Origin of the sequence: Sorangium sp. So ce375, from assembly GCF_051473855.1 — a bacterium.
Lineage (GTDB): Bacteria > Myxococcota_A > Polyangia > Polyangiales > Polyangiaceae > Sorangium.
Genome location: NZ_CP150335.1, coordinates 5,084,604 through 5,104,759, shown reverse-complemented (window position 1 = coordinate 5,104,759; position 20,156 = coordinate 5,084,604). Strand labels below are relative to the sequence as shown.

14 protein-coding genes are annotated in these 20,156 nt (G+C 73.9%); 11 read left to right on the top strand and 3 right to left on the bottom strand.

The genetic code is table 11. From position 1 onward, the window contains the following. Window positions 1–20 precede the first annotated feature (20 nt). Window positions 21–2,450: a PQQ-binding-like beta-propeller repeat protein gene (locus tag WME90_RS18885; protein ID WP_437282548.1), complete on the bottom strand. Its 2,430-nt coding sequence runs from the start codon at window positions 2,448–2,450 to the stop codon at window positions 21–23. Window positions 2,451–2,672: 222 nt separating this feature from the next. On the opposite strand from WME90_RS18885, the gene WME90_RS18880 reads away from it, so the two are divergent. After that, the gene (locus tag WME90_RS18880) at window positions 2,673–3,299 is read left to right on the top strand and encodes a CDP-alcohol phosphatidyltransferase family protein (protein WP_437282547.1); all 627 of its coding nucleotides are present in this window, start codon (window positions 2,673–2,675) and stop codon (window positions 3,297–3,299) included. On the opposite strand, the gene WME90_RS18875 is transcribed toward WME90_RS18880, so the two are convergent. Continuing rightward, window positions 3,268–3,783: a hypothetical protein gene (locus WME90_RS18875; RefSeq protein ID WP_437282546.1), complete on the bottom strand. Its 516-nt coding sequence runs from the start codon at window positions 3,781–3,783 to the stop codon at window positions 3,268–3,270. The genes WME90_RS18880 and WME90_RS18875 overlap by 32 nt on opposite strands. Window positions 3,784–3,983: 200 nt before the next feature. Here WME90_RS18875 and WME90_RS18870 point away from each other — a divergent pair, with 200 nt between their 5' ends. From WME90_RS18870 to WME90_RS18855, 4 genes are all read left to right on the top strand, one after another. Continuing rightward, the gene (locus tag WME90_RS18870) at window positions 3,984–4,574 is read left to right on the top strand and encodes a Uma2 family endonuclease (RefSeq protein WP_437282545.1); all 591 of its coding nucleotides are present in this window, start codon (window positions 3,984–3,986) and stop codon (window positions 4,572–4,574) included. Window positions 4,575–4,791: 217 nt separating this feature from the next. Beyond that, window positions 4,792–5,382 (top strand): Uma2 family endonuclease, encoded by a 591-nt coding sequence (locus WME90_RS18865; RefSeq protein WP_437282544.1) that lies wholly within the window; start codon window positions 4,792–4,794, stop codon window positions 5,380–5,382. A 52-nt stretch (window positions 5,383–5,434) separates the two neighbouring features. After that, on the top strand, window positions 5,435–6,025 hold the full coding sequence (locus tag WME90_RS18860; protein WP_437282543.1) for a Uma2 family endonuclease: 591 nt from the start codon (window positions 5,435–5,437) through the stop codon (window positions 6,023–6,025). A 122-nt stretch (window positions 6,026–6,147) separates the two neighbouring features. Beyond that, a complete protein-coding gene (locus tag WME90_RS18855) occupies window positions 6,148–7,254 on the top strand; it encodes an outer membrane protein assembly factor BamB family protein (protein WP_437282542.1) in 1,107 nt (368 codons plus the stop codon). Window positions 7,255–7,285: 31 nt separating this feature from the next. On the opposite strand, the gene WME90_RS18850 is transcribed toward WME90_RS18855, so the two are convergent. After that, window positions 7,286–8,020, bottom strand: coding sequence for a hypothetical protein (locus WME90_RS18850; RefSeq protein WP_437282541.1), 735 nt, complete (start codon window positions 8,018–8,020; stop codon window positions 7,286–7,288). Between the two features lie 354 nt (window positions 8,021–8,374). Here WME90_RS18850 and WME90_RS18845 point away from each other — a divergent pair, with 354 nt between their 5' ends. From WME90_RS18845 to WME90_RS18820, 6 genes are all read left to right on the top strand, one after another. Then, window positions 8,375–9,853: a hypothetical protein gene (locus WME90_RS18845; RefSeq protein ID WP_437282540.1), complete on the top strand. Its 1,479-nt coding sequence runs from the start codon at window positions 8,375–8,377 to the stop codon at window positions 9,851–9,853. Window positions 9,854–10,086: 233 nt separating this feature from the next. Continuing rightward, on the top strand, window positions 10,087–13,986 hold the full coding sequence (locus tag WME90_RS18840) for a serine/threonine-protein kinase (RefSeq protein WP_437282539.1): 3,900 nt from the start codon (window positions 10,087–10,089) through the stop codon (window positions 13,984–13,986). Between the two features lie 215 nt (window positions 13,987–14,201). Further along, window positions 14,202–15,221 (top strand): methyltransferase, encoded by a 1,020-nt coding sequence (locus WME90_RS18835; RefSeq protein WP_437282538.1) that lies wholly within the window; start codon window positions 14,202–14,204, stop codon window positions 15,219–15,221. Between the two features lie 310 nt (window positions 15,222–15,531). Then, window positions 15,532–17,286, top strand: a complete 1,755-nt coding sequence (locus tag WME90_RS18830; RefSeq protein ID WP_437282537.1) for a hypothetical protein — start codon at window positions 15,532–15,534, stop codon at window positions 17,284–17,286. A 192-nt stretch (window positions 17,287–17,478) separates the two neighbouring features. Continuing rightward, the gene (locus tag WME90_RS18825; RefSeq protein ID WP_437282536.1) at window positions 17,479–19,068 is read left to right on the top strand and encodes an IS1182 family transposase; all 1,590 of its coding nucleotides are present in this window, start codon (window positions 17,479–17,481) and stop codon (window positions 19,066–19,068) included. 156 nt (window positions 19,069–19,224) lie between these two features. Continuing rightward, window positions 19,225–19,884, top strand: coding sequence for an alpha/beta fold hydrolase (locus WME90_RS18820; RefSeq protein ID WP_437282535.1), 660 nt, complete (start codon window positions 19,225–19,227; stop codon window positions 19,882–19,884). The last annotated feature ends 272 nt before the right edge of the window (window positions 19,885–20,156 follow it).

The window sequence follows — 20,156 nt, the reverse complement described above, 5'->3', positions numbered from 1 at the left end:
GCGGCCGCGGCTGCTGGCGGCTACTGGACGAGGCTGAGCCGCGGGGCCGCGGCGAAGGCCGCGAGGTGGCCGCTCTCCTCGGCCACGTAGACGTCGCACCGCTCGTCCACCCGCAGGAGATCCGGGATGAGGTCCGTCGGCACCTTGCCGAGCAGCGCGCCGTCGCGCGGCCGGACGACGTGCACCTCGCTCTGCGGCACGAACAGCGCGCCCGAGCGGAGCACCGGCTCGAGGCGCCGCGGCCTGTCGCCCTCGACGCCGCCCGCGATGACGTGCCGGTACCGGACCGCGCCGTCGTGCGCGCCGACCCCGACGATCTCGCCCGCCTCGCTGTTCACCACGACCACGTCGTCCACCATGAGGCACGAGGCCGTCGCGGCGCACGCGGTCAGGTCGAAGCGCGTCGCCCCGGTGCGGCGATCGATCCCCACGAGCCCCGTGCCGCGCCGCCCGTGGGTGACCACGCACACCGTCTCGGGCCCGAGCAGCGGCGCGCCGACCGGCGCCACGTGCTTCGGCAGATCGACCGTCCACCGCGCCTCGCCGGACCACGGGTCGAGGTGGTGCAGCCGCGCGCCGCCGCGGCCGACGAACGCGCCGTCGCCGGCCAGCGCGAAGAGCGCGTCGTGATCGACCGCCACCGGCGACGCGAACGGGAGGCGGTCGCAGAAGCGCCAGACGACCTCGCCGCTCAGCACGTCGAGCGCCGCGAGGGCCGGCTCGCCGCTGCCCACGAGGACGAGCTTCCCCGCGCGGCGGAGCCGGAAGTTCTCGCCGCGCCGCGCGGCGTAGCGCCAGCGCACCTCGCCGGAGTAGAGGTCCACCGCCGCGAGGTGGCGCGTCCCCTCGCTCACGATGAGCATCCGCGGCAGCCCGGGGGCGCTCACCACCGCGCCCGAGGCGTTCGCGCCCACGCGCGGCGAGAGCCGCGTCGACCAGGCCACCTCGCCGCTCGACAGATCGTGCAGCTGCAGCGTGCCGTCCGGCAGGAGCCGCCCGAGCCCGACCGGCGTCATCACCGAGACCGCGCGCGGCGCCTGCTTGCGCCACAGGCACTCGCCGGTGCGCCGATCGAGGCAGGTCAGCTCGCGCGTCGAGCCCACCACGAGCACGTCGCCGCAGAGGAAGGTGGCGCGGAGGTCGACCGACGGGATCGCCGCGATCCACCGGGCCGTGAAGCGCAGCCGCGTCCGCCCGAACGTGTCCTCGGCCGCGGCCTGCGGGCGCGCCGCCGCCGCCGCGAAGGCGCGGTACGTCTCCGGCGCCACGTTGATCTTCGCGTCGTTGCGCGTGAGCTCCCGGAGCCGCTCGGCGAGCTCGCGGACGCGCGCCCGGAACTCGAAGAGGCGCAGGTTCGACGTCTGCCCGCGATCGCGGCGCACGAGGCTGCGCGCGAGCGCGCGCCCGAACGCGACGACGCCCTGGGCGAGCGCCGCCACGTCGACGGCCGGGAAGGTCCAGGTCTGCGCCCGCTCCTCGGCGGCCGCGAACGAGGGAGCGCGGCCCGGGCCGAGCGCGCGGGGATCGGCGGAGGGGACGCGGCCCACGCGGGGCACGCCGAGCGTGAGCGACAGCGCCCCCTCGCTGTGCAGCCGGACGCCGAGGATCGCGCCGCCGACGGTCAGCCGCCGGTGGTAGGGCTGGCGCCGCGCCCACGCGTCGAGCGACTCGAGCGACAGCGACGTGAGCTGCTCGGCGAACGGGAAGATGAAGACGTCGGGCAGCTCCCGCGCCTCCTCGCCGACGAGCACGCGGATCTTGCCCCGGAAGAGGAGCGAGAAGAGGTCGGCCCGGAGCACGGCCGGCTGCGCGAGCGCCGCGCCCTGCGACGTGCGCAGGAGCGCCTCGGCCGCGATGGCGATGGGGATCTCGCCGGTCGGCTCGACGCCCACGATCGCGGGCTCGCCTCCCGCCTCGTCGGGCGAGAACGGGAGGGAGGCGGCGAGGCACCTCCGCGCGGCCGGGAGCCGCTGCTCCCCGAGCCCGCCGAGGGCCGCGTCGTTGTCCGCGAAGGCGGCGTCGCGGCGAGCGCCGGGGCCCCTGTGCGCGGCGAACCGGTCCATGGCCGCGAGGAGGCGCGCGCAGAGCGCTTCGCCGTCGAAGCGCCGCTCGTGCAGGGCGACCTCGGGCACGTCCCCCCCGTGGAAGACGGTGACGAGGAGGTCGCGGCCCACGCGCTCCAGCCCGAGCTCCCAGGGGTCGGGCTCGAGGCACAGGCGCACGACCGCGCGCGCGCGGCGTCCGGAGGCGAGCTCCGCCGCGGCCTCGGCGAGCTCGCAGAGGAGCGGCAGCGCCTCGGCCTCGGCGCGTAGCGGCAGCGCCGCTCCATCGAGCGGAGGAGACGCGTTGCGCGCCCCCTCCAGGACGAAGTCGAGCACATCGTGCAGCGACGTGCGCTCGGGCTCCGGTGAGCATCGGGTGTTGTCTGCGACAAGTGACAGTCCGGGCATCCGCCGACGGATGCTAGGCAGCGCGCGGCCCGGTCCTAAGTTTTGTGCGCGGATCGCCGCGGAGTGGACAAGCACGTGCCACCTGGCTAGACGGCGCCGGCGCCGGGCGCGCCGCGGCTCGAGGTCCCTTGCGGCGAGGCGACGGCCCGGCGACGGCGACGTGCGCCGCGCAGATTGGTTGGAAATTCAACCGGACGTGCGACACTGCGCCCCCCGAGCGCCATGCCTCCCGAGAGACCGCCTCATTTCTCGATGCTCCGGTCGTTCGCGCTGGCCGATTTCGTCACGCTGGCGAACGCGGCGAGCGGCACGCTGAGCATCCTGCTTTGCCTGAACTACGTCGCCGAGCGCGAGCGCCTCTACATCTGGGTGGCCTTCGGGCTCCTGCCGTTCGCGCTGGCGTGCGACATCCTCGACGGCACGATCGCGCGCTGGCGCCGCAAGCACTCGCCGCTCGGCGCCGATCTCGACTCGCTCGCCGACGTCGTCTCGTTCGGCGTCGCGCCCGCGGTGCTCGGCTACGCGCTCGGCCTGCGCGGGCCGTGGGACGCCGCCGCCCTCGTCTACTTCGTCGCCTGCGGGATCAGCCGCCTCGCGCGGTACAACGTGACGGCGGCGGAGCTGTCGGACGAGCGCGGAAAGGTGCGCTACTACGAGGGGACGCCGATCCCCACGAGCTTGCTCATCGCGCTGCTCTTCGCGGTGCTCTTCGCCACGGAGCGCGTGCACGAGCAGCTCTGGCTCGGATCCATCGCGCTCGGCCCCTGGGCGTTCCACCCGCTCAGCCTGGTCTATGTCGTCAGCGGCAGCGCGATGGTCAGCGGCACGCTGAGGATCCCGAAGCCGTAGCGGGGAGGGGGCTCCGCGCCGCGGACTCGGTCGACTTTTTACCGAGGGATTCCAGCCGCTTACGGCTCGGTCGGCCGGGCATAGCAGAGGGGGTCGCCGCGGTGTCTCCGCCCTTTCCAGCGCCCTTTCCCCCGCCGGCCGCGGCGAGCTCGGGGATCGCCTCGTCCAGCGGGTGCAGCTCTCCGAGGCCGAGCTCTACCGCCGTGCGCGCCCACGCGCACGCATCGTCCGTCTTGTTCTCGTCGAGCATGATCACGCCGCGCTCGAGGTCGAGATCCGCGAAGGTGAGCCGCGCTGCCTCGCTCAGCCTGGGGCCCTCCCTGTCGAGGAAGCCGTACAGCACGCGCCAGCAGAGCGGCACGGCGGCGCACGCCATGAGCCGCGCGTCCTCGTCGGGGGAGAGCCAGCGCGCCGGTTCGTTCAGGCGTTCGGAGAACTCATGCGCTGGAGAGATGTCCTCGGACTCGCGGCCTGATGGCTCCACCGAGCAGCGTGCTTGCACTCATGCCCGGTGCGCGGCGGGTACTCCTACGGCTACGGCGAGGTGCGTGGTGCGGCGAGCTCTCCGCCGGGCTCGGCGTAGCACCCAGGGCGGCGACGTCGCGGGGGGCGCTCGCTACGCGACGCCCTGGCCAAGATCCTCGTCGCCTTGCCTCGCCGCCCGCCCCCGGGCAGGCTTCGCCCATGGGCCAGCCCGCCGAGAAGCAGCCCCGCGCGATATACGCCGACCTCGAGGCCGTGCCGCCAAACAAGGTGGCGGAGCTCATCGGGGGCACCTTGCACGTGTTCCCCAGGCCGGCGCCGCCGCATGCACGGGCATCGTCTCGCCTCGGGATTGAGCTCGGCGGGCCGTTCGATGCAGGGAAGGGCGGCCCCGGCGGCTGGTGGATCCTGGACGAACCGGAACTGCATTTCCCCGACCCGCACGCGCCTGGTGAGATCGACGCGCTCGTGCCCGACCTTGCCGGCTGGCGGATCGAGCGCATGCCCGAGCTGCCCGAGACGGCCTACTTCGCGCTTGCCCCGGACTGGATCTGCGAGGTCCTGAGCCCTTCGACAGAGGACGTCGACCGCGACGAGAAGATGCCGATCTACGCGCGCGAGGGCGTGCGGCACGCGTGGCTGGTCGATCCTGTCAAGAGGACGCTGGAGGTGTACGTGCTCGGCGCGGATCGCCGCTGGGGACCTGCGGTCGTCCACCGCGATACCGCGCGGGTCCGCGTCGAGCCCTTCGAGGCCATCGAGCTCGATCTCGCGGTCCTCTGGGCGAGGTAGCTGGCCGCCGCGTTGACCCGGGCGCTCCGCCCGCGGCGAGGGTGAAGACCGCCGCTGCGTCGTGGTAGCCACCGACGCGCACCGCCGCTGCATGTTCGGTTCCCGAAGCCGTAGCGGGGAGGGGGCGGCGGGGCGGCGCCGCCCGCCGAGGCGCGCGAGCGTTCGGGTTCCGGCGCCGCGCCTTGCCTCGTTCCGGGCCCCCGGGCAGGCTCTGGACATGGGCCAGCCCGCCGAGGAGCAGCGCCGCGCCACGTACGCCGACCTCGAAGCCGTCCCACCGAACAAGGTGGCGGAGCTCGTCCGCGGCACCCTGCACGTGTTTCCCAGGCCGGCGCCGCGGCACGCCAACACGAGCTCGGTCCTGGGCATCAAGCTCGGCGGCCCTTTCGGGCTTGGCGATGGTGGCCCTGGCGGGTGGTGGATCCTGGATGAGCCCGAGCTGCGCTTCCCCGACCCGGACGCGCCGGGCGAGATCGACGCGCTCGTGCCCGACCTCGCCGGCTGGCGTCGCGAGCGCATGCCCGAGCTGCCTGAGACAGCCTACTTCGCGCTCGCCCCGGACTGGATCTGCGAGGTCCTGAGCCCGTCGACGGCGGCCTTCGATCGCGACGAGAAGATGCCGGTCTACGCGCGCGAGGGCGTGCGGTACGCGTGGCTCGTCGACCCGATCGCGCGGACCCTCGAGGTGTACGTGCTCGGCCAGGATCGTCGTTGGGGGCCCGCGGTCGTCCACCGTGACGCCGCCCGCGTTCGCGTCGAGCCCTTCGGCGCCGTCGAACTCGAACTCTCGGTCCTCTGGGCGAAGTAGCCAGCGCGCGCCGCGCCTTGCCTCGCTCCGGGCCCCCGGGCAGGCTCTGGACATGGGCCAGCCCGCCGAGAAGCAGCGCCGCGCCACGTACGCCGACCTCGAAGCCGTCCCACCGAACAAGGTGGCGGAGCTCATCGGGGGCGTGCTCCACGTCATGCCCAGGCCGGCGCCGCGGCATTCCAGGGCTGAGAGCGCGCTGCAGGGGGAGCTCTTCGGCCCCTTCGACCGCGGCCGCGGCGGGCCCGGCGGCTGGACCCTCCTGGTCGAGCCCGAGCTGCACTTCCCTGATCCAGCGTCCCCCGGGGATGTCGACGCCGTGGTGCCCGACCTCGCCGGCTGGCGCGTGGAGCGCATGCCCGAGCTGCCTGCGACGGCGTACTTCGCGCTCGCCCCGGATTGGATCTGCGAGGTCCTTAGCCCGTCGACCGAGAAGCTCGACCGCACGGAGAAGATGCCCCTCTACGCGCGCGAGGGCGTGCGATACGCGTGGCTCGTCGACCCGATCGCGCGGACCCTCGAGGTGTACGTGCTCGACACAAATCGTTGCTGGGGGCCCGCGGTTGTCCACCGCGGCGCCGCGCGCGTGCGCCTCGAGCCCTTCGACGCGATCGAGCTCGATCTCTCTGTGCTCTGGTCGAAATAGCAGGCCGCCGCGTCTGCGGGGGCGGTCGGCTCCCGCGCCTCCCCCTCCAGGCCTCCCGCGGCGAGGCGGGCCGCGCACGGTCGCTCTCGATCGCGGGCGCCCGGCGGCGATAGACTGTCCCGATGCGGCCCTGCAGGAGCTGTGGTGCCTCGCTGGAGGCGAGTCGTGATGGGATCGCATGCCCGCGCTGCGGCGCCGACGCCCCCGGCGCGGCTGCGCAGCCGGAGGCGCCCGCGGCCGCGCCAGGGCCGACGCGGGTGACGAAGGTGCTCCTCGCCGCGGCGATGGCGGTCGTGGGGGTCGGCTTCGCGGTGATGTTCTTCGCGCGCGTCGATCCGCCGCAGGAGCCCGCGCCGCGAGCGCGCCCGCTCTCCACGAAGCTCGACGCCCTCTGCTTCGTGGACGCGAACGGCGACGACGCGCCCGACCCCGTGGTGTGGCAGGACGGCAAGACGCGCGGGCGCGTGGTGGTCGTCGACGGGCGCACCGGGCAGGGGATCTGGACCTCGCACGAGATCGAGGGGCCGGACGCGCTCGCCTGCGCGGACCCGAACACCGTGCTCGCCGGCGGGGGCGACACCGCGCTGCGCGCGCTCGACGCCCGCACCGGCAAGGAGCGCTGGGTGGCGAAGCTCCCCGGGGCCCCCGACGAGGTCGCGGGGGGCGACGGCTGCGCGACCGTGGTGATGAAGGACGGCGCGGCGACCGGGATCAAGCTCGAAGGGGGCGCGGCGGCCGACTGCCCGACGGCGCCGCAGCCATCGGCGATCACCGGGCAGTTCTGGGAGCGCAAGAAGAACCCCCAGGTGGTCCAGGTCGGCGGCGTGGAGGTCGTGCTCAGCGCGCCGACCGAGGGCCCGCCGCGGCTCACCGCCGAGGGGAAGCGCGGCGGCGAGTCGCTCTGGAAGAAGGAGCTCCCCGCGCGCGCGCCGCTCTCCGGCAGGCGGCCGGACCTGTTCCTCGTCGCGAGCGGCGGCGCCGCCGTCGTCCTCGGCGTCGACGCCGTGAACGGCACCGAGCCGCGGATCATCGCCCTCGATCCGGGCTCCGGCGCCATCCGCTACGAGCGCGCCGCGGGCTACCTCGGCGACCGGCTCTCGGTGGCGAAGGCGTCCGGCCCCTACGTGTACGTCGTGAGCGGCGCCGCGGTGAGCGGCGCCGCGCTGCGCGCGATCGATCCGGCGACCGGAGAGACAGCGTGGCGCGCGACCGGGCTCCCGTCGCCGTGAGCCGGTCGCCGACGTAGCCCGCGGCGCGCTCTCAGCAGAGGCAGCCCACGAACGTGCCCGAGAACAGCGGTCGCTCCATGACGGTGGCGCCGCACGTCGGGCAGGTATCGCCGAGCTTGAGCTCGCGGGGTGGAGGCGCCGGCTTCGCCGCCTGCGCGGAGGCGGAGGGACCCGCGACGACGAGCGGCTGGAACTCCACGATCGACACGCGTGAGAACCCCTGTCTCGGCGTGGCGCTGCGCTGCGGCGACGTCAGGAGATCGTGCTTGGTGCGGACCGGCACGATGGGTCGCGACATGTTGATGTACGCGAGCTCCGTCGTGTAGAGCGCCGGATCGAGCATGCGCGGGTCCTCGGGCTGGACGATCCCGTGCTGGAAGGCCTCGATGAGCATGTCGACATCCGTCCTGGCGTTGCGGTTGCGCGCGGCGTCGACCAGGAAGAGGCCATTGCCGTAGTAGGCGGCGTTGAGCCAGAAGCCGGTGCCCGCGGTGTGGTAGCCGCCGGTCGCCCACTTGTACCCGCGCAGCGCGCGGACATGCGCCGTCAGCGCGTTCGCCAGCGCGTAAGACGTCATGCCGAGGGGCAGGAGGCTCACGAGCGCCGCCGGGTGGAAGTTCAGGCAATCGCTGCAACAGACAGGCACCGTCGGCATGAGCGCCTGCGTCGGATCGATGCAGACCTGGACCTCCGATTCGCTGCGATAGCAGCCGGTAAAACACGAATGCCGCTCGACGGCGGCCAGGAGCGCGGCGGGGAGTGCCATGCGCGCAACTATACCGTCCACGAGGGCGCATGGCTGCCACGAGGCGCTGCTGCGTCGCCGCTGTCCGAGGCGTGCGCGCCGGGGCGAGCCCAGGTGTTCGCGACGTTCGCGCACGTGCCCGCGCGTCCGCGCATTCACGTTTCGCATCTCATGTGATTGCGAGCAGACGAGCGCAATTGCGTCCTTCGTGCGCCTGCCACAGGATCGCCGTGTGCTGATTGCCGTACACCCTGAGCGCTTGCTCCGCTGCCCGTGCGTCCTCGATGGAGATCGTGCAGAGCGGCGCGGGCTCCGGTCCAGCGCGGGCGTCAGCGCCTCGTGCCCGCCGGAATGCCGCGCGGACGCACAATCGGCGTGACGGGGCGCCGACGTTCGTTGCTCGTCGCGCTCGTCGGCGCGCTCTCGGCGCTGGTCCCGGCGCTCGCGCTCTCGGGGTTCACGGTCGACGACGCCCTGATCACGGCGCGTTATGCGCACCACCTCGCGCTGGGGCTGGGCTACCGCTTCAACGCGGCCGGGCCGGTGACCGACGGCGTGACGCCGCTCGGGTGGGCGTTCGTGCTCGCGCCGTTCGCGGCCGGCGGGCCGCTCGCCGCGCTCGCGGCCGCGAAGGCGCTCGGCGCCCTCGCGTGGACGCTCGCCGCCGGCGTGCTGGCGCTCGCGATCGACCGGGCCTCCGCCCGGCCCGCGCGGTTCGCGGCGCTGGCGCTCGTTCCGGCGTCGGCCCCGCTCGGCGCCTGGAGCGTGGCGGGCATGGAGACGGGCGTCGTCACGGCGCTCGGGGCGCTCGCCGTCGCGCTGCCGGAGCTCGGCGGCGCGCTCGCCGGCGCGGCCTGCGCCGGGGCCGCGGCGGCGCTCCGGCCGGAGCTCCTGCCGTTCGCGCTCGTCGTGGCGCTCTCGGCCCAGGCGGCCCCGCGCCGCGACGCCGCGGGGGGCGAGCCGCCGCGGCCCGTGAGGCCGGCGTGGGCCCGCGCGCTCGTCGCGCTCGCGCTCGCCGGCCTCCCCTTCGTGGCGGTGGCCGTGACGCGCCTCGCGATCTTCGGGCGGGCGGCGCCGCTCGCCGCGCTCGCGAAGGCGCCGGACGCGGCGCTCGGGGCCCGGTACGCGCTCGCGTGCTTCCTCCTGACCGGGCCCGTGGCGCTGATCGCGCCGTCCGCGTGGCGCGCGCTCCCCGCGTGGCCGCGCGGCCTGCTCGCGGCGATCGCGGTTCACTTCCTCGCGGTCGCGGCGGCGGGCGGCGACTGGATGCCGCTGTCGCGGCTCGTCGTCCCGGCGCTGCCCGCCGTGGCGCTCGCGGCGGCCCACGTCGCCTCGGTCGCGGACGCGCGCGTCACGGCCCTCCGGCTCGCGCTCGCGCTCGCGGGGCAGCTCTTCGTGATGGTCCGCGTCGGGCCGACCGCCGCGCGGGTGGGCGGCGACCGGCTGCGCGTCGTCGAGGAGCTCCGCGGCGCGCTCGCCGGGGCCGAGGTCGTCGCGGCGCTCGACATCGGCTGGCTCGGGGCCGCGACGGGCGCGACCGTCGTCGATCTGGCGGGGGTCACGGATCCGGCCATCGCGGCGCTGCCCGGCGGGCACACAACGAAGCGGATCCCCGGGGCGCTGCTGGACGCGCGCCGGGTGGACGCGCTGGTGCTGCTGCTCGCGGAGGGCGAGGCGCCCGCGTCGCCGTGGACCGCCTCGCGGTTCGCGCGCGGGGTGGAGCAGCGCATCGCGCGCTTGCCCGGCGCGGGCGACGCGTTCGCGCCCGTGGCGGTGAGCGGCGTCCCGCACCTCCGCTACGTGGTGCTGCGGCGGCGCGCAGGCGAAGCGCCCCTGGAGCGACAGGCGGATTGACGCCTCCTTGTGAGCCGGCGATGCGCGCCGGTGCGCCAGCGTGTGCGCCGCGCCGACGCGGGCGCCGGCGCGGCGACACGCGTCCCTCCAAGGCGCCTCGGTGAGATGATCCTCCGCGGTGAGCCGGCACGCACGCCGCGCGGCGTCGAGCGAGGTGACAGTGGACGGACGGCGCGCGCGGCTGGCACGCTGTGCAGAAGCGGCAGAGCGCCCGGAAGGAGCGCGTCAGCTCGATGCAGTCAGGAGAGGTCGTCGACGACCGGTTCGAGATCGAGGAGCACGCCGCCTCGGGGGCGACGGCGCGCGTGTACCGCGCGCGCGATCTCCGGTCCGGCGAGCTCGTCGCGCTCAAGCTCCTCCAGACGGCCGCGACGACGTCGCTGAGCGCCCTCGCGCGCGAGCACCTCGCCCTCGCGACGCTCGCGATCCCCGGCGTCGCCCGTTACGTCGCGCACGGAGCGACGAGCGGGGGCCGGCTCTACCTCGCGATGGAGTGGCTCGACGGCGAGACCCTCTCGGAGCGGCTCGATCGCGGCCCGCTCACGATCGCCGAGGGCCTCACGCTCGCCGCGCGCACCGCCGAGACGCTCGCCGCCGTCCACCGGCTGGGGTTCGTGCACTGCGACGTGAAGCCCGGCAACGTCATCCTCGAGGGCGGCGACCTCCAGCGCGTCCGGCTCATCGACTTCGGCGTCGCGCGCTTCTCCGGGGATGAAGAAGAGTTCCCCACGCTCGGCGAGATCCGCGGCACGCCGCAGTACATGGCCCCGGAGCAGGCCCGCGGCGAGCCGCAGATCGACGCGCGCGCCGACGTGTTCGCGCTCGGCAGCGTGCTCTTCGAGTGCCTCACCGGGCGCGCCGCGTTCGGCGGCAGCGACCCGCTCTCGGTGCTCATGAAGGTCCTCCTCGAGGAGCCGCCGAGGCTCAGGGAGCTCCGCGACGACGTCCCGACCTGGCTCGATCGGCTCGTCGCGCGGATGCTGTCGAAGGCGCGCGAGTCCCGGCCGCGCGACGCCGGCGTCGTCGCGGCGGCGCTCGCCTCGGAGGCGCTGGAGGCGCGCCTCGACGCGGGCCCGCCGTCGCTGCAGCCCCCGTCGTCCCACCCTCCGGCGCAGCGCGGCCGCGAGATCACGACGAGCGAGCGGAAGGTCATGTGCCTCCTCCTCGCCCGAGAGGGCCAGGCCGACGCGGAGGCGACGCTCTCCGACGTCGAGGGCGAGGGCAGGGCGCGGGCGATCCGCGAGATCGTCGAGCGCCACCGCGGCCGGATCGAGCTCCTGGAGGCGCGGTGGCTGCTCGTCACGCTCTCGGGCTCGGCCGCGCCCACCGACCTCGCGGCCCAGGCGGCCCGCTGCGCCCTCTCGCTCCGGGAGCTCCTTGGCGGCGCCCGCCTCTCGCTCGTCACCGGCCGGGCCGAGGTCGCGGCGCGGCTGCCGGTCGGCGCGGTGATCGATCGCCTCGTGCAGCTCGTCCAGGGCCGCGAGCCCCTCCACCCGGCGGCGATCCGCATCGACGACACGACCGCGGGCCTGCTCGGCGCCCGGTTCGACGCGACCCGGGACGCGTCGGGGTGCTGGCTCCACGGCGCGCGCGAGGAGCCCGAGACGCAGCCCTCGCTCCTCGGCCGGCCGGCGCCGTACGTCGGGCGCGAGCGCGAGCTCGAGCTGATCCAGGCCGAGATCGACGCCTGCATCCGCGGCGCGGCGCCCGGCGCCGTGCTTGTGACCGGCGCGGTGGGGTCGGGCAAGTCGCGGCTCTGCTACGAGCTCCTCCGCGCGCTCGGGGCGCGCGGCGAGCCGCTCGCGGTGTGGCTCGGCCAGGCGGATCCGATGAGCGCGGGCTCCGCCTTCGGCCTGCTCCAGCGCGCGCTCCGCCGCGGGCTCGGCCTGCGCGACGGGGAGCCGATCGACTCGAAGCGGCGCAAGATCCGCGCGCGCGTCGAGCGCCGCTGCGGCGCCGCGGCGGCCGCGCGCATCGCGCCGTTCCTCGGCGAGCTCGCGGGCGCGCCGTTCCCGGACGACGACGACGTGCAGCTCAGGGCGGCGCGGCGGCGCCCGCTCCTGATGAGCGACCAGCTCCGCCTCGCGTGGGAGGATTTCCTCGACGCCGAGTGCGCCGCGCAGCCGGTGCTCCTCGTGCTCGACGACCTGCACTGGGGCGATCTGCCGACCGTGACGCTCGTCGAGGCGGCGCTGCGCCACCTGAAGGGCAGGCGGCTCGCGGTGCTCGCGCTGGCGCGGCCCGGCGTGCACGAGCTCTTCCCGGGGCTCTGGGGGCCTCACCTCGTCCGGGAGGTCCGCCTCGCGCCGCTCGCGCCGTCGGGCGGCGAGCGGCTCGTGCGGGAGGCGCTCGGCGCCCGGGCGAGCGCGGAGCTCGTGAGGACGCTCGTCGAGCGCGCCGACGGCAACGTGTTCTACCTGGAAGAGCAGATCCGCGCCGCCGCCCGCGGCCGGACCGCGGCGCCGCCGGAGACGGTGCTCGCCATGGTGCAGGCCGGGCTCGACGCGCTCGACCCGGAGGCGCGCCGCGTGCTGCGCGCCGCGAGCGTCTTCGGCGAGGCGTTCTCCGAGGCGGGGGTCGCCGCGCTCGTGGGCCGGGCGGAGGTCGCGCGCGAGCTCGACGAGCTCGTGCGGCACGAGGCGATCGTGCGGATCGGGCCGCGGAGCGCGGCCGGCGACGCCGCGCTCCGCTTCCGCCACGCGCTCATCCGCGAGGCCGCCTACGGCATGCTGACCGAGGGCGACCGGCGGCTCGGCCACGCGCTCGCGGGCGGCTTCCTCGCCCAGCGCGGCGAGGCCGATCCCATGGCGCTCGCCGAGCACTTCGAGCGCGGCGGCGAGCCCGCGCGCGCGGCCACGGCGTACCTCGCGGCGGCGCGGCAGGCGCTCCGGGGCAACGATCTCGGCGCGGTGCTCGCGCGCGCGGCGCGCGGAATCGCCTGCGATCCGGCGCCCGCGACCGTCGGCGAGCTGCGCCTCCTCGAGAGCCAGGCGCACTTCTGGCGCGGCGATCTCGCGCTCGCCGAGGAGCGCGCGGCGGTCTCCGCGGAGCACCTCGCCGAGGGATCCGCCGCCTGGTTCGCCGCGCTGACCCGGATCGTCATCGCCGCGGGCGCCACGGGCGGCCTCGAGCGCGTCGAGCGCTGGGCCGCGGTCGCGCGCGACACGCCCGCGCCCCTCGAGGAGGGCAGCTCCGCGAAGAGCGTCTGCCTGAGCTCGGCCGCGCTCATGCTGGTCTTCGGCGGCCGCTACGCGCTGGCCGACGCGCTGATCGAGGGCGCGGAGCGCGCCATCGAGGGCGCCTCGGCGCCGGATCTCGAGGCGGTGGCGAACCTCCACGAGGTGCGGGCGATCCGCGCGCACGCGGCCGGCGATCCCGGCGCGAGCCTCGCGGGCATCGGGGCGGCGCTCGCGGCGTTCGAGCGGGCCGGCGACGTGCGGCGGGCGTGCATGGCGCGGATGAACCTCGGCTACTCCTACGGCCAGGTCGGTCAGCTCGACGAGGCCGAGGCGGCGCTGCGCCAGGCGCTGGCCGAGTCGGAGCGGATGGAGCTGCGCGGCACCACGGCGTACGTCCTCCAGAACCTCGGCCTTGTGCTCGCGCACCGCGGCCGGCTCGACGAGGCGAGATCCGTCGAGGAGACGGCGTGCGCGATGCTGGAGCGCCACGGCGACGTGCGCATGGAGGGCTGCGCGCGCGTCTACCTCGCGAGCATCCTGCTGCTCGCGGGCGATCCCGGCGCGGCGGCGCGCGAGGCGCGGGCCGCGGACGCGCTGCTCGAGTGCGCCCCGCCGATGCGCGCGTACGCCGCCGCGGTGCTCGGGCGCGCGCTGCTCCACCTCGGCCGCCCTGACGACGCGCTGGCGGCCGCGGAGCGGGCGCGCGCGCTGCTCGACGAGGTGGGCGTGGAGGAGGGCGAGTCCGTGGTGCGCCTTGTCCACGCCGAGGCGCTGTCGGTCTGCGGGCGCGGCGCCGAGGCCGCGCGGGCGATCGCCGAGGCCCGCGACCGCCTGCTCGCGCGCGCCGAGAAGATCAGCGACGGCGCGTTCCGGGCGCACTTCCTGGAGCGGGCGGAGGACAACGCGCGCACGCTCGATCTCGCGCGGGCGTGGCTGGGCGAGGCGGCGGAGTAGCAGAGCGCGCGCTGCTCCCGGCGAGGCGCGCTGCTCGGGCGGCGCGCCCGTCTCCGCGCCGCCGAGGTGGTCTGCGCCGGCGTTCTCCGGTCGACCGCGGGGTCGGATCCGGTAGCTTCCTCCTCGCCTGCGCCGGGGGTCGACAGGCCTGTTCTCGCGGGCGTGGGCTGCTACGGCGGGCAGGCGGACGGGCACGAACGAGAAAGGAGCTCGCGATGTCGCACCAGGAACCGCGGCCGTCTCCCGCGCTGTTGATGGATACGTTGAGCGCCCACGTGCGTACGGCGGCGCTGAAGGGGGCCATCGAGCTCGACCTGTTCACCGCGATCGCGGCGGGCAACGAGACCGTCGCGGACCTGGCTGGCGCCTGCGGCGCTTCGGGGCGCGGCGTTCGTATCCTCTGCGATTACCTGGTCATCCTCGGGTTCCTGACCAAGGACGAGCGGCGCCATTACCGGCTGACGGCCGACTCGGCTGCGTTTCTCGACCGGCGCTCGCCCCTGTACCTGGGCGGGGTCACCGAGTTCATCCTCTCGCCGATGGTGATGGAGGCCAACCGGGACATCGCCGCTGCGGTGCGCAAGGGCGGGACGGTGCTGCCCGATGACGGATCGGTGGCGCCCGAGCACCCGGTGTGGGTGAGGTTTGCGCGCGCCATGGCCCCGGTGATGAGGCTGCCGGCGCAGCTCATGGCGAACGTGGTCGAGGTGCCGGACGGCAGGCCGGTGCGCGTGCTCGACGTCGCGGCGGGCCACGGCGTCTTCGGGATCACGCTGGCGCAGCGCCATCCGAGCGTCGAGGTGGTGGCGCTCGACTGGCCCTCGGTGCTGGAGGTGGCGCGGGAGAACGCGCAGGCCGCCGGCGTGGCCGAGCGGTGGCGGCCGCTCCATGGCAGCGCGTTCGACGTGCCGTTCGGCGAGGGGTACGACCTCGTGCTGCTCACGAACTTCCTGCACCACTTCGACGTGCCGACGTGCGAAGCGCTCCTGCGCAAGGCGCGCGCCGCGCTGTCCGACGGTGGCCGGGTGGTCACGCTGGAGCTCGTTCCGAACGAGGACCGCGTCTCGCCCCCGAGCGCGGCGGCGTTCGCCATGACGATGCTCAGCCACACGCCGCGGGGCGACGCGTACACGGAAGCCGAGCTCGGCGCGATGTTCGGCCGCGCGGGGTTCTCGCGGACGGAGTTTCACCCGCTGCCTCCCTCGACGCAGCACCTGGCCATTTCCTACCGCTAGCGATCGGCCGGCGCGACCTCCTGCTCGCGGCGTCGTCGCGGGAGGCGCGCCGCTCCGGGGAGGCGGTGATCCACGCGTGGCGCGCGATGAAGCCGCTCGCGCCGGCGCTGTTCGCGGCGTACACGGCGCGCTGCGGAGGTGCGCTGCAGGGCGGGCGTGCTGCGGAGGTGCGCTGCTGGGCGGGTAGGGCGTGCTGCGGATGGGTGGGGCAAGCGCGCCGTCGCTCGCCGAGCGGCATGGGCGCCAAGCGGCATGGGCGCCCCGGTTGTCGGAGGGCGGTCGGCCAGGTTGGCTACACTGGGAGGCGGCGATGAGGAGCCGCCCTTTCATCACGCTGCGCCTGCCGAGGGTCGTGCATCCGGGCGAGGCGTTCGATATCGGGCTCTTGCTCGAGAGCGCCGCGGAGACGCCCGTCAACTTCGTGCGTGTGGCCCTGCGGCACACGCACGAGCTGGTGCTCCCGGGCGACGGCGGCTTCGAGGTTCGCGACCTGCTCCTCCTCAGCGAGGAGGTGGCTGGGGAGGGGCGGCTCGGCGAGGGGATTCACCGCTACCGGGTCTCGTTCGCGTTGCCCGGTGATCTCCCGCCGACGTTCGCCGGTGCCTTCCAGGCGTGCCGGTGCGAGGTCCGCGCGCACGTCTCGATTCCGTGGTGGCTCGACGCCCGGGAGAGCCAGGAGGTCCTCGTCCGCCCCAGGTCTGCTCAGCGGCCGGAAGACGAGCCGTTCATCGACGCGAGCCACCGGGGGCGCGGCGCCTTCGTCGAGGTGTCGCTGCCGGGCCGGACGCTCACCCCGGGCGAGGTCCTGACCGGGGCCGTCGCCTTCGGTGGTCTCCCGGGGCGCTACCCCTTCGGGCTCCGCGTCGCGCTTGTCGGCAGCGGGGTGGGGCGGGTGAACGCGCGCAGCGGGTTCTACGAGAGCTGCCCGAACGTGTTCTTTCAGGATGTCACAGGGATCGCCGAGGGAACGGAGGTGCCTTTCCGCATCTCTTTGCCGAGCGATCTCGCGCCGTCCTTCAGCCTCCGCGAGGTTGCCCTGGAGTACGCGGTGGAGGTGACGATCGAGCACCTGGCGGGCGGGGAGGTGGTGCGCCACCGCGTGCCGGTGATCGTCGGCCTCTTCGAGCCGCGGACCGGGCGCGAAGGGAAGCGCCCCCGGGTCGGCGCGGATCGCTGGCGCACGGCCTGGGCGCGCGCGGGGCAGCGGGTGGGGCTCTCGCTGGACCGGGGGCTGCGGCTCCGCGGCGAGCGCGCGGGTTGCACGGTGAAGGTGGCCTCTGCCGCGAAGGGGTTGAGGGCCGGCCTCGGCGCGACGGTGCGGTTCGCGGAGCCCTGGGGGCTGCGTCTCGACCTGCGGCTTCGGCGCGTGCTGGAGCTCGGCGGGCTGGAGACGGGGGAGGACGGCTTCGATCGGCGCTTCCGGGTGCTGGGACGGGAGGCGGCGCAGGTGCTGGCCGTCCTCGGGCCTGCGCTCCGGTGTGCGCTGCGCGCGTTCGATCGGGCCGAAGCGGACGACAGGGAGGCGTGGGTGTGGAGCGCCGCGGAGGCGTCGGACGAGCAGGCGCTCGACGCGTTCCTGGCGCAGGTCGACGCGCTCGCGCAGGCGCTCGCGGAGGCCGGCGCGGCGCTCCCGCCGCCGGCGGCGATGGCGGCGTGGCTGCCCGCGTGGCGCCGCTTCGCGGAGGAGAGCGACGGGCGGCTCCGGGTCGGTTCGATGCGGCTCTCGGGGACGCTCGAAGGAGGGCGGTTCGAGCTGGACACGCTGTTCAAGGGGGCCGTTCCGGCGAGGACGCGGGTCTCGTTGCGGCTGGATCCGCCGATCGAGGGCGCGTCGAGGCCGAGGAACGCGGCGGAGCAGGCGCTCGCGGCGGCGACCCTGGAGCAGGCGGCGCGCCTCGGGGGGGTCACGGATGCGGAGCCGGCGGTCGCGGTGGCGCCGGGCGCGATCGCGGTGGCGATCGGGGCGCCGCTCGCGGATCCGTCGGCGGCGCGGGAGGTGCTGCGGCCCATGCTGGCGCTCGCGCGGCAGATGCGGGGGGAGAGGCGGGGCGGGCCGTACCGGTGAGGGGGAGCGAGGGCGGGGATGGGAAGGCATGGCGGAAGCCCTCTTCAGAGCGGCTTGCGACCACGGGGTCGCCAAGGCCTGCTCCTTCCTAGAGGACCGATCAGTTTGATTTTGTGGTAATCCCGAGCGCTTCGATGGAAGGCTCGACGGCCTCGCCGGGCCATGATCTCGTCCGCGCCTGGAGGTGCACGGATGGAACGATGGTTGCCGCCGGTGGAGCTGTCGCGGCAGGAACAGGCGCTCATGAAACGGTTGAATCGGGTGCGAGCCCTGTTCGGCTTTCTCAGGCTGCACCGGCACGAGCTATTCGACGAGACGTTCCAGGAGCAGCTGGAGAGCATGTACCGGACCACGGGAGCAGGTGAGCCGCCGCATCCGCCGGCGCTGATGTGCATGGTCACGCTGCTCCAAGGCTACGTCGGCGCATCAGATGCCGAGGCGGTGGAGCTGTCGATCGTCGACCTTCGCTGGCAGATGGTGCTCGGTTGCCTGGGGGCGGCCACGCCCGCGTTCGCGCAGGGCGCGCTGCAGGCGTTCCGAGAGCGGATGGTCGAGCATGAGATGGACCGGATGCTGCTGGAGCGGACCGTGGCGCTCGTTCGGTCGGGCGCGATGACGGAGAGCGAGAAGCGGGCGGTGTCCAAAGCGCTGCGCGTGGCCATCGATAGCCGCCCTTTAGCGGGAGCCGGGCGGGTTGAGGACACGATCAACCTGCTCGGCCATGCAGCACGCAGCATCGTCCGCGTCGTGTCGAAGATCACGGAGCGCCCGCCCGAGGAGATCTGTCGCAAGGCGGGCATCCCGCTGCTTCTGGCTCCCAGCATCAAGGCCGGGCTCGATCTCGATTGGAGCGACCCGAGACAGAAGGCGGCGGCGATTCAGATCCTGGAGCGGCAGGTCTCGTCCCTGCAGCAGTGGGTGGACCGCCATCTGGACGACGTTGTCGAGCAGCCGCTCCGCTTCTATCTGGATGCGGTCACACAGGTTCGGGACCAAGACCTGGAAACGGTTGAGGATGGGACCGTTCGCATCCGTCAAGGTGTTGCAGCTGACCGCCGTGTCTCCATCGAGGACGCCGAGATGCGCCACGGAAGAAAGAGCCGCTCGAAGAGGTTCGATGGCTACAAGGAACATATCGCACGCGACCTGGACCTTCCCGTCATCGTCGCCTGCGCTGTCACGCCAGCGAATCGCCCCGAAGAAGAGGGGGCCGCACCGATCGCCAAGGACATCCAACGTCAGCGGCTGTGCCTCGGCGAGCTCCATATCGATCGCGCCTATGTGAACAGTCCCGTCGTTGACGACGTGATACGCGACGGTGGCCAGGTGTTCTCGAAGCCTTGGGGACAGCGTGCTCGCAGACCCAACCTGTTCAGCAAGCGCGACTTCAAGATCGACCTGCGCACCAAGACGATCACCTGTCCGGCGGGACAGGTCGAGGTATTCGAGCCGGGCGACACCGTCGAGTTTGATCCTGAGGAGTGCGGCGCGTGCCCCCTCCGAGCCAGGTGCACCCAAGCCGCCTCGGGACGGGGACGGACCGTGTCCATCGCGGAGGACGAGGCTTTGCAGCGCAAATTCCGGACGCTACAGCAGACGGGGGCAGGTCGCGCCGTGCTCCGCCAGCGGGTGGCTGTGGAGCATGCGCTCGCCCACATCGCGGCACGAAAGGGCCACACTGCACGCTACATCGGCGCCAGGAGAAATCTGTTCGACCTCCGGCGCGCAGCAGCGATCCAGAATCTCGAGGCGGCCCAACGCCTGATGCAGCAGGCAGCGTAACCTACCGCAATTTAATTGTTTTTCAATGTGTTTGCCGCTCTAGAGCAATCGGTCTCGTCGCAGGGGGAAGGAAAAGCAAACGATTCGAGCTTGAGCAGGTAAGCGTGCCCCGTTGGGCGACCGTGACAGGTACGAGCTGTTCAATGGAATGAAGGAATGCTAGAGCAGTACGTGCCCGACTTCCTCCACGAAGACTCAGAAGCATTACTCTTCCTGCCCGGCGCGGGCGGTGACACGACAATGTGGAAGCCGGTCAGTGACGGCCTCTCGCACCGAGGTCGGCGGAGATTTTTCAGCTGGCCGGGGCTTGCTGGGGCCACTGCAGATCCGGCGGTGCGTGGGATGTCCGACCTCGTCGAGCGCGTCGTGAACGAGATCACCGGTCCGGTGGTGCTCTTTGCGCAGTCGATGGGCGGGCTGATCGCATTGCGTGCGGCAATGGCGCGGCCGGAGCGTGTTCGAGCGATGGTCCTTTCTGTGACGTCCGGGGGCATTGATGTTCGTGCGTTGGGCGCGGTCGATTGGCGTCCACAGTTCGAGCAGCGGAACCCCGGTGCGCCACGCTGGTTCTTGGACGCGCGGGACGATCTCTCACCGCGGCTTCATGAAATTTCCACGCCGGTGCTGCTGCTTTGGGGGGATGCTGATCCGATCAGCCCGGTGGCTGTGGGTCGTCGGCTCGCGGAGTTGCTGCCACGAGCCGAGTTGATCGTCGTCCCGGGCGGCACGCATGATCTAATTTCCGAGCGCGCGGGCGAAGTTCTTCCGCATATCGAGCGGCACCTCGAACGAGCGCTGAAGTCCCCGGCGGGGTGACGCGCCGTTCGGAAAAACGCGGATCCGGCGGCGGCGTGGGAGGTGCTGCGGCCCATGCTGGCGCTCGCGCGGCAGATGCGGGGGGGAGAGGCGGGGCGGGCCGTACCGGTGAGACGAAGCCCACGGCGCGAGGGGACAGCAAAGCCGCGCAAGAGGACGCCGGTGCCGCGCAGCGGGGGCGGCGACCACGCGCAGGCGTCGAGCCATGGTCGTGCAGGGGGCCGATCGGGGCTGCGCGGGAGCCGCTGGGGGCGCGCAGGAGGGGGCCGGGG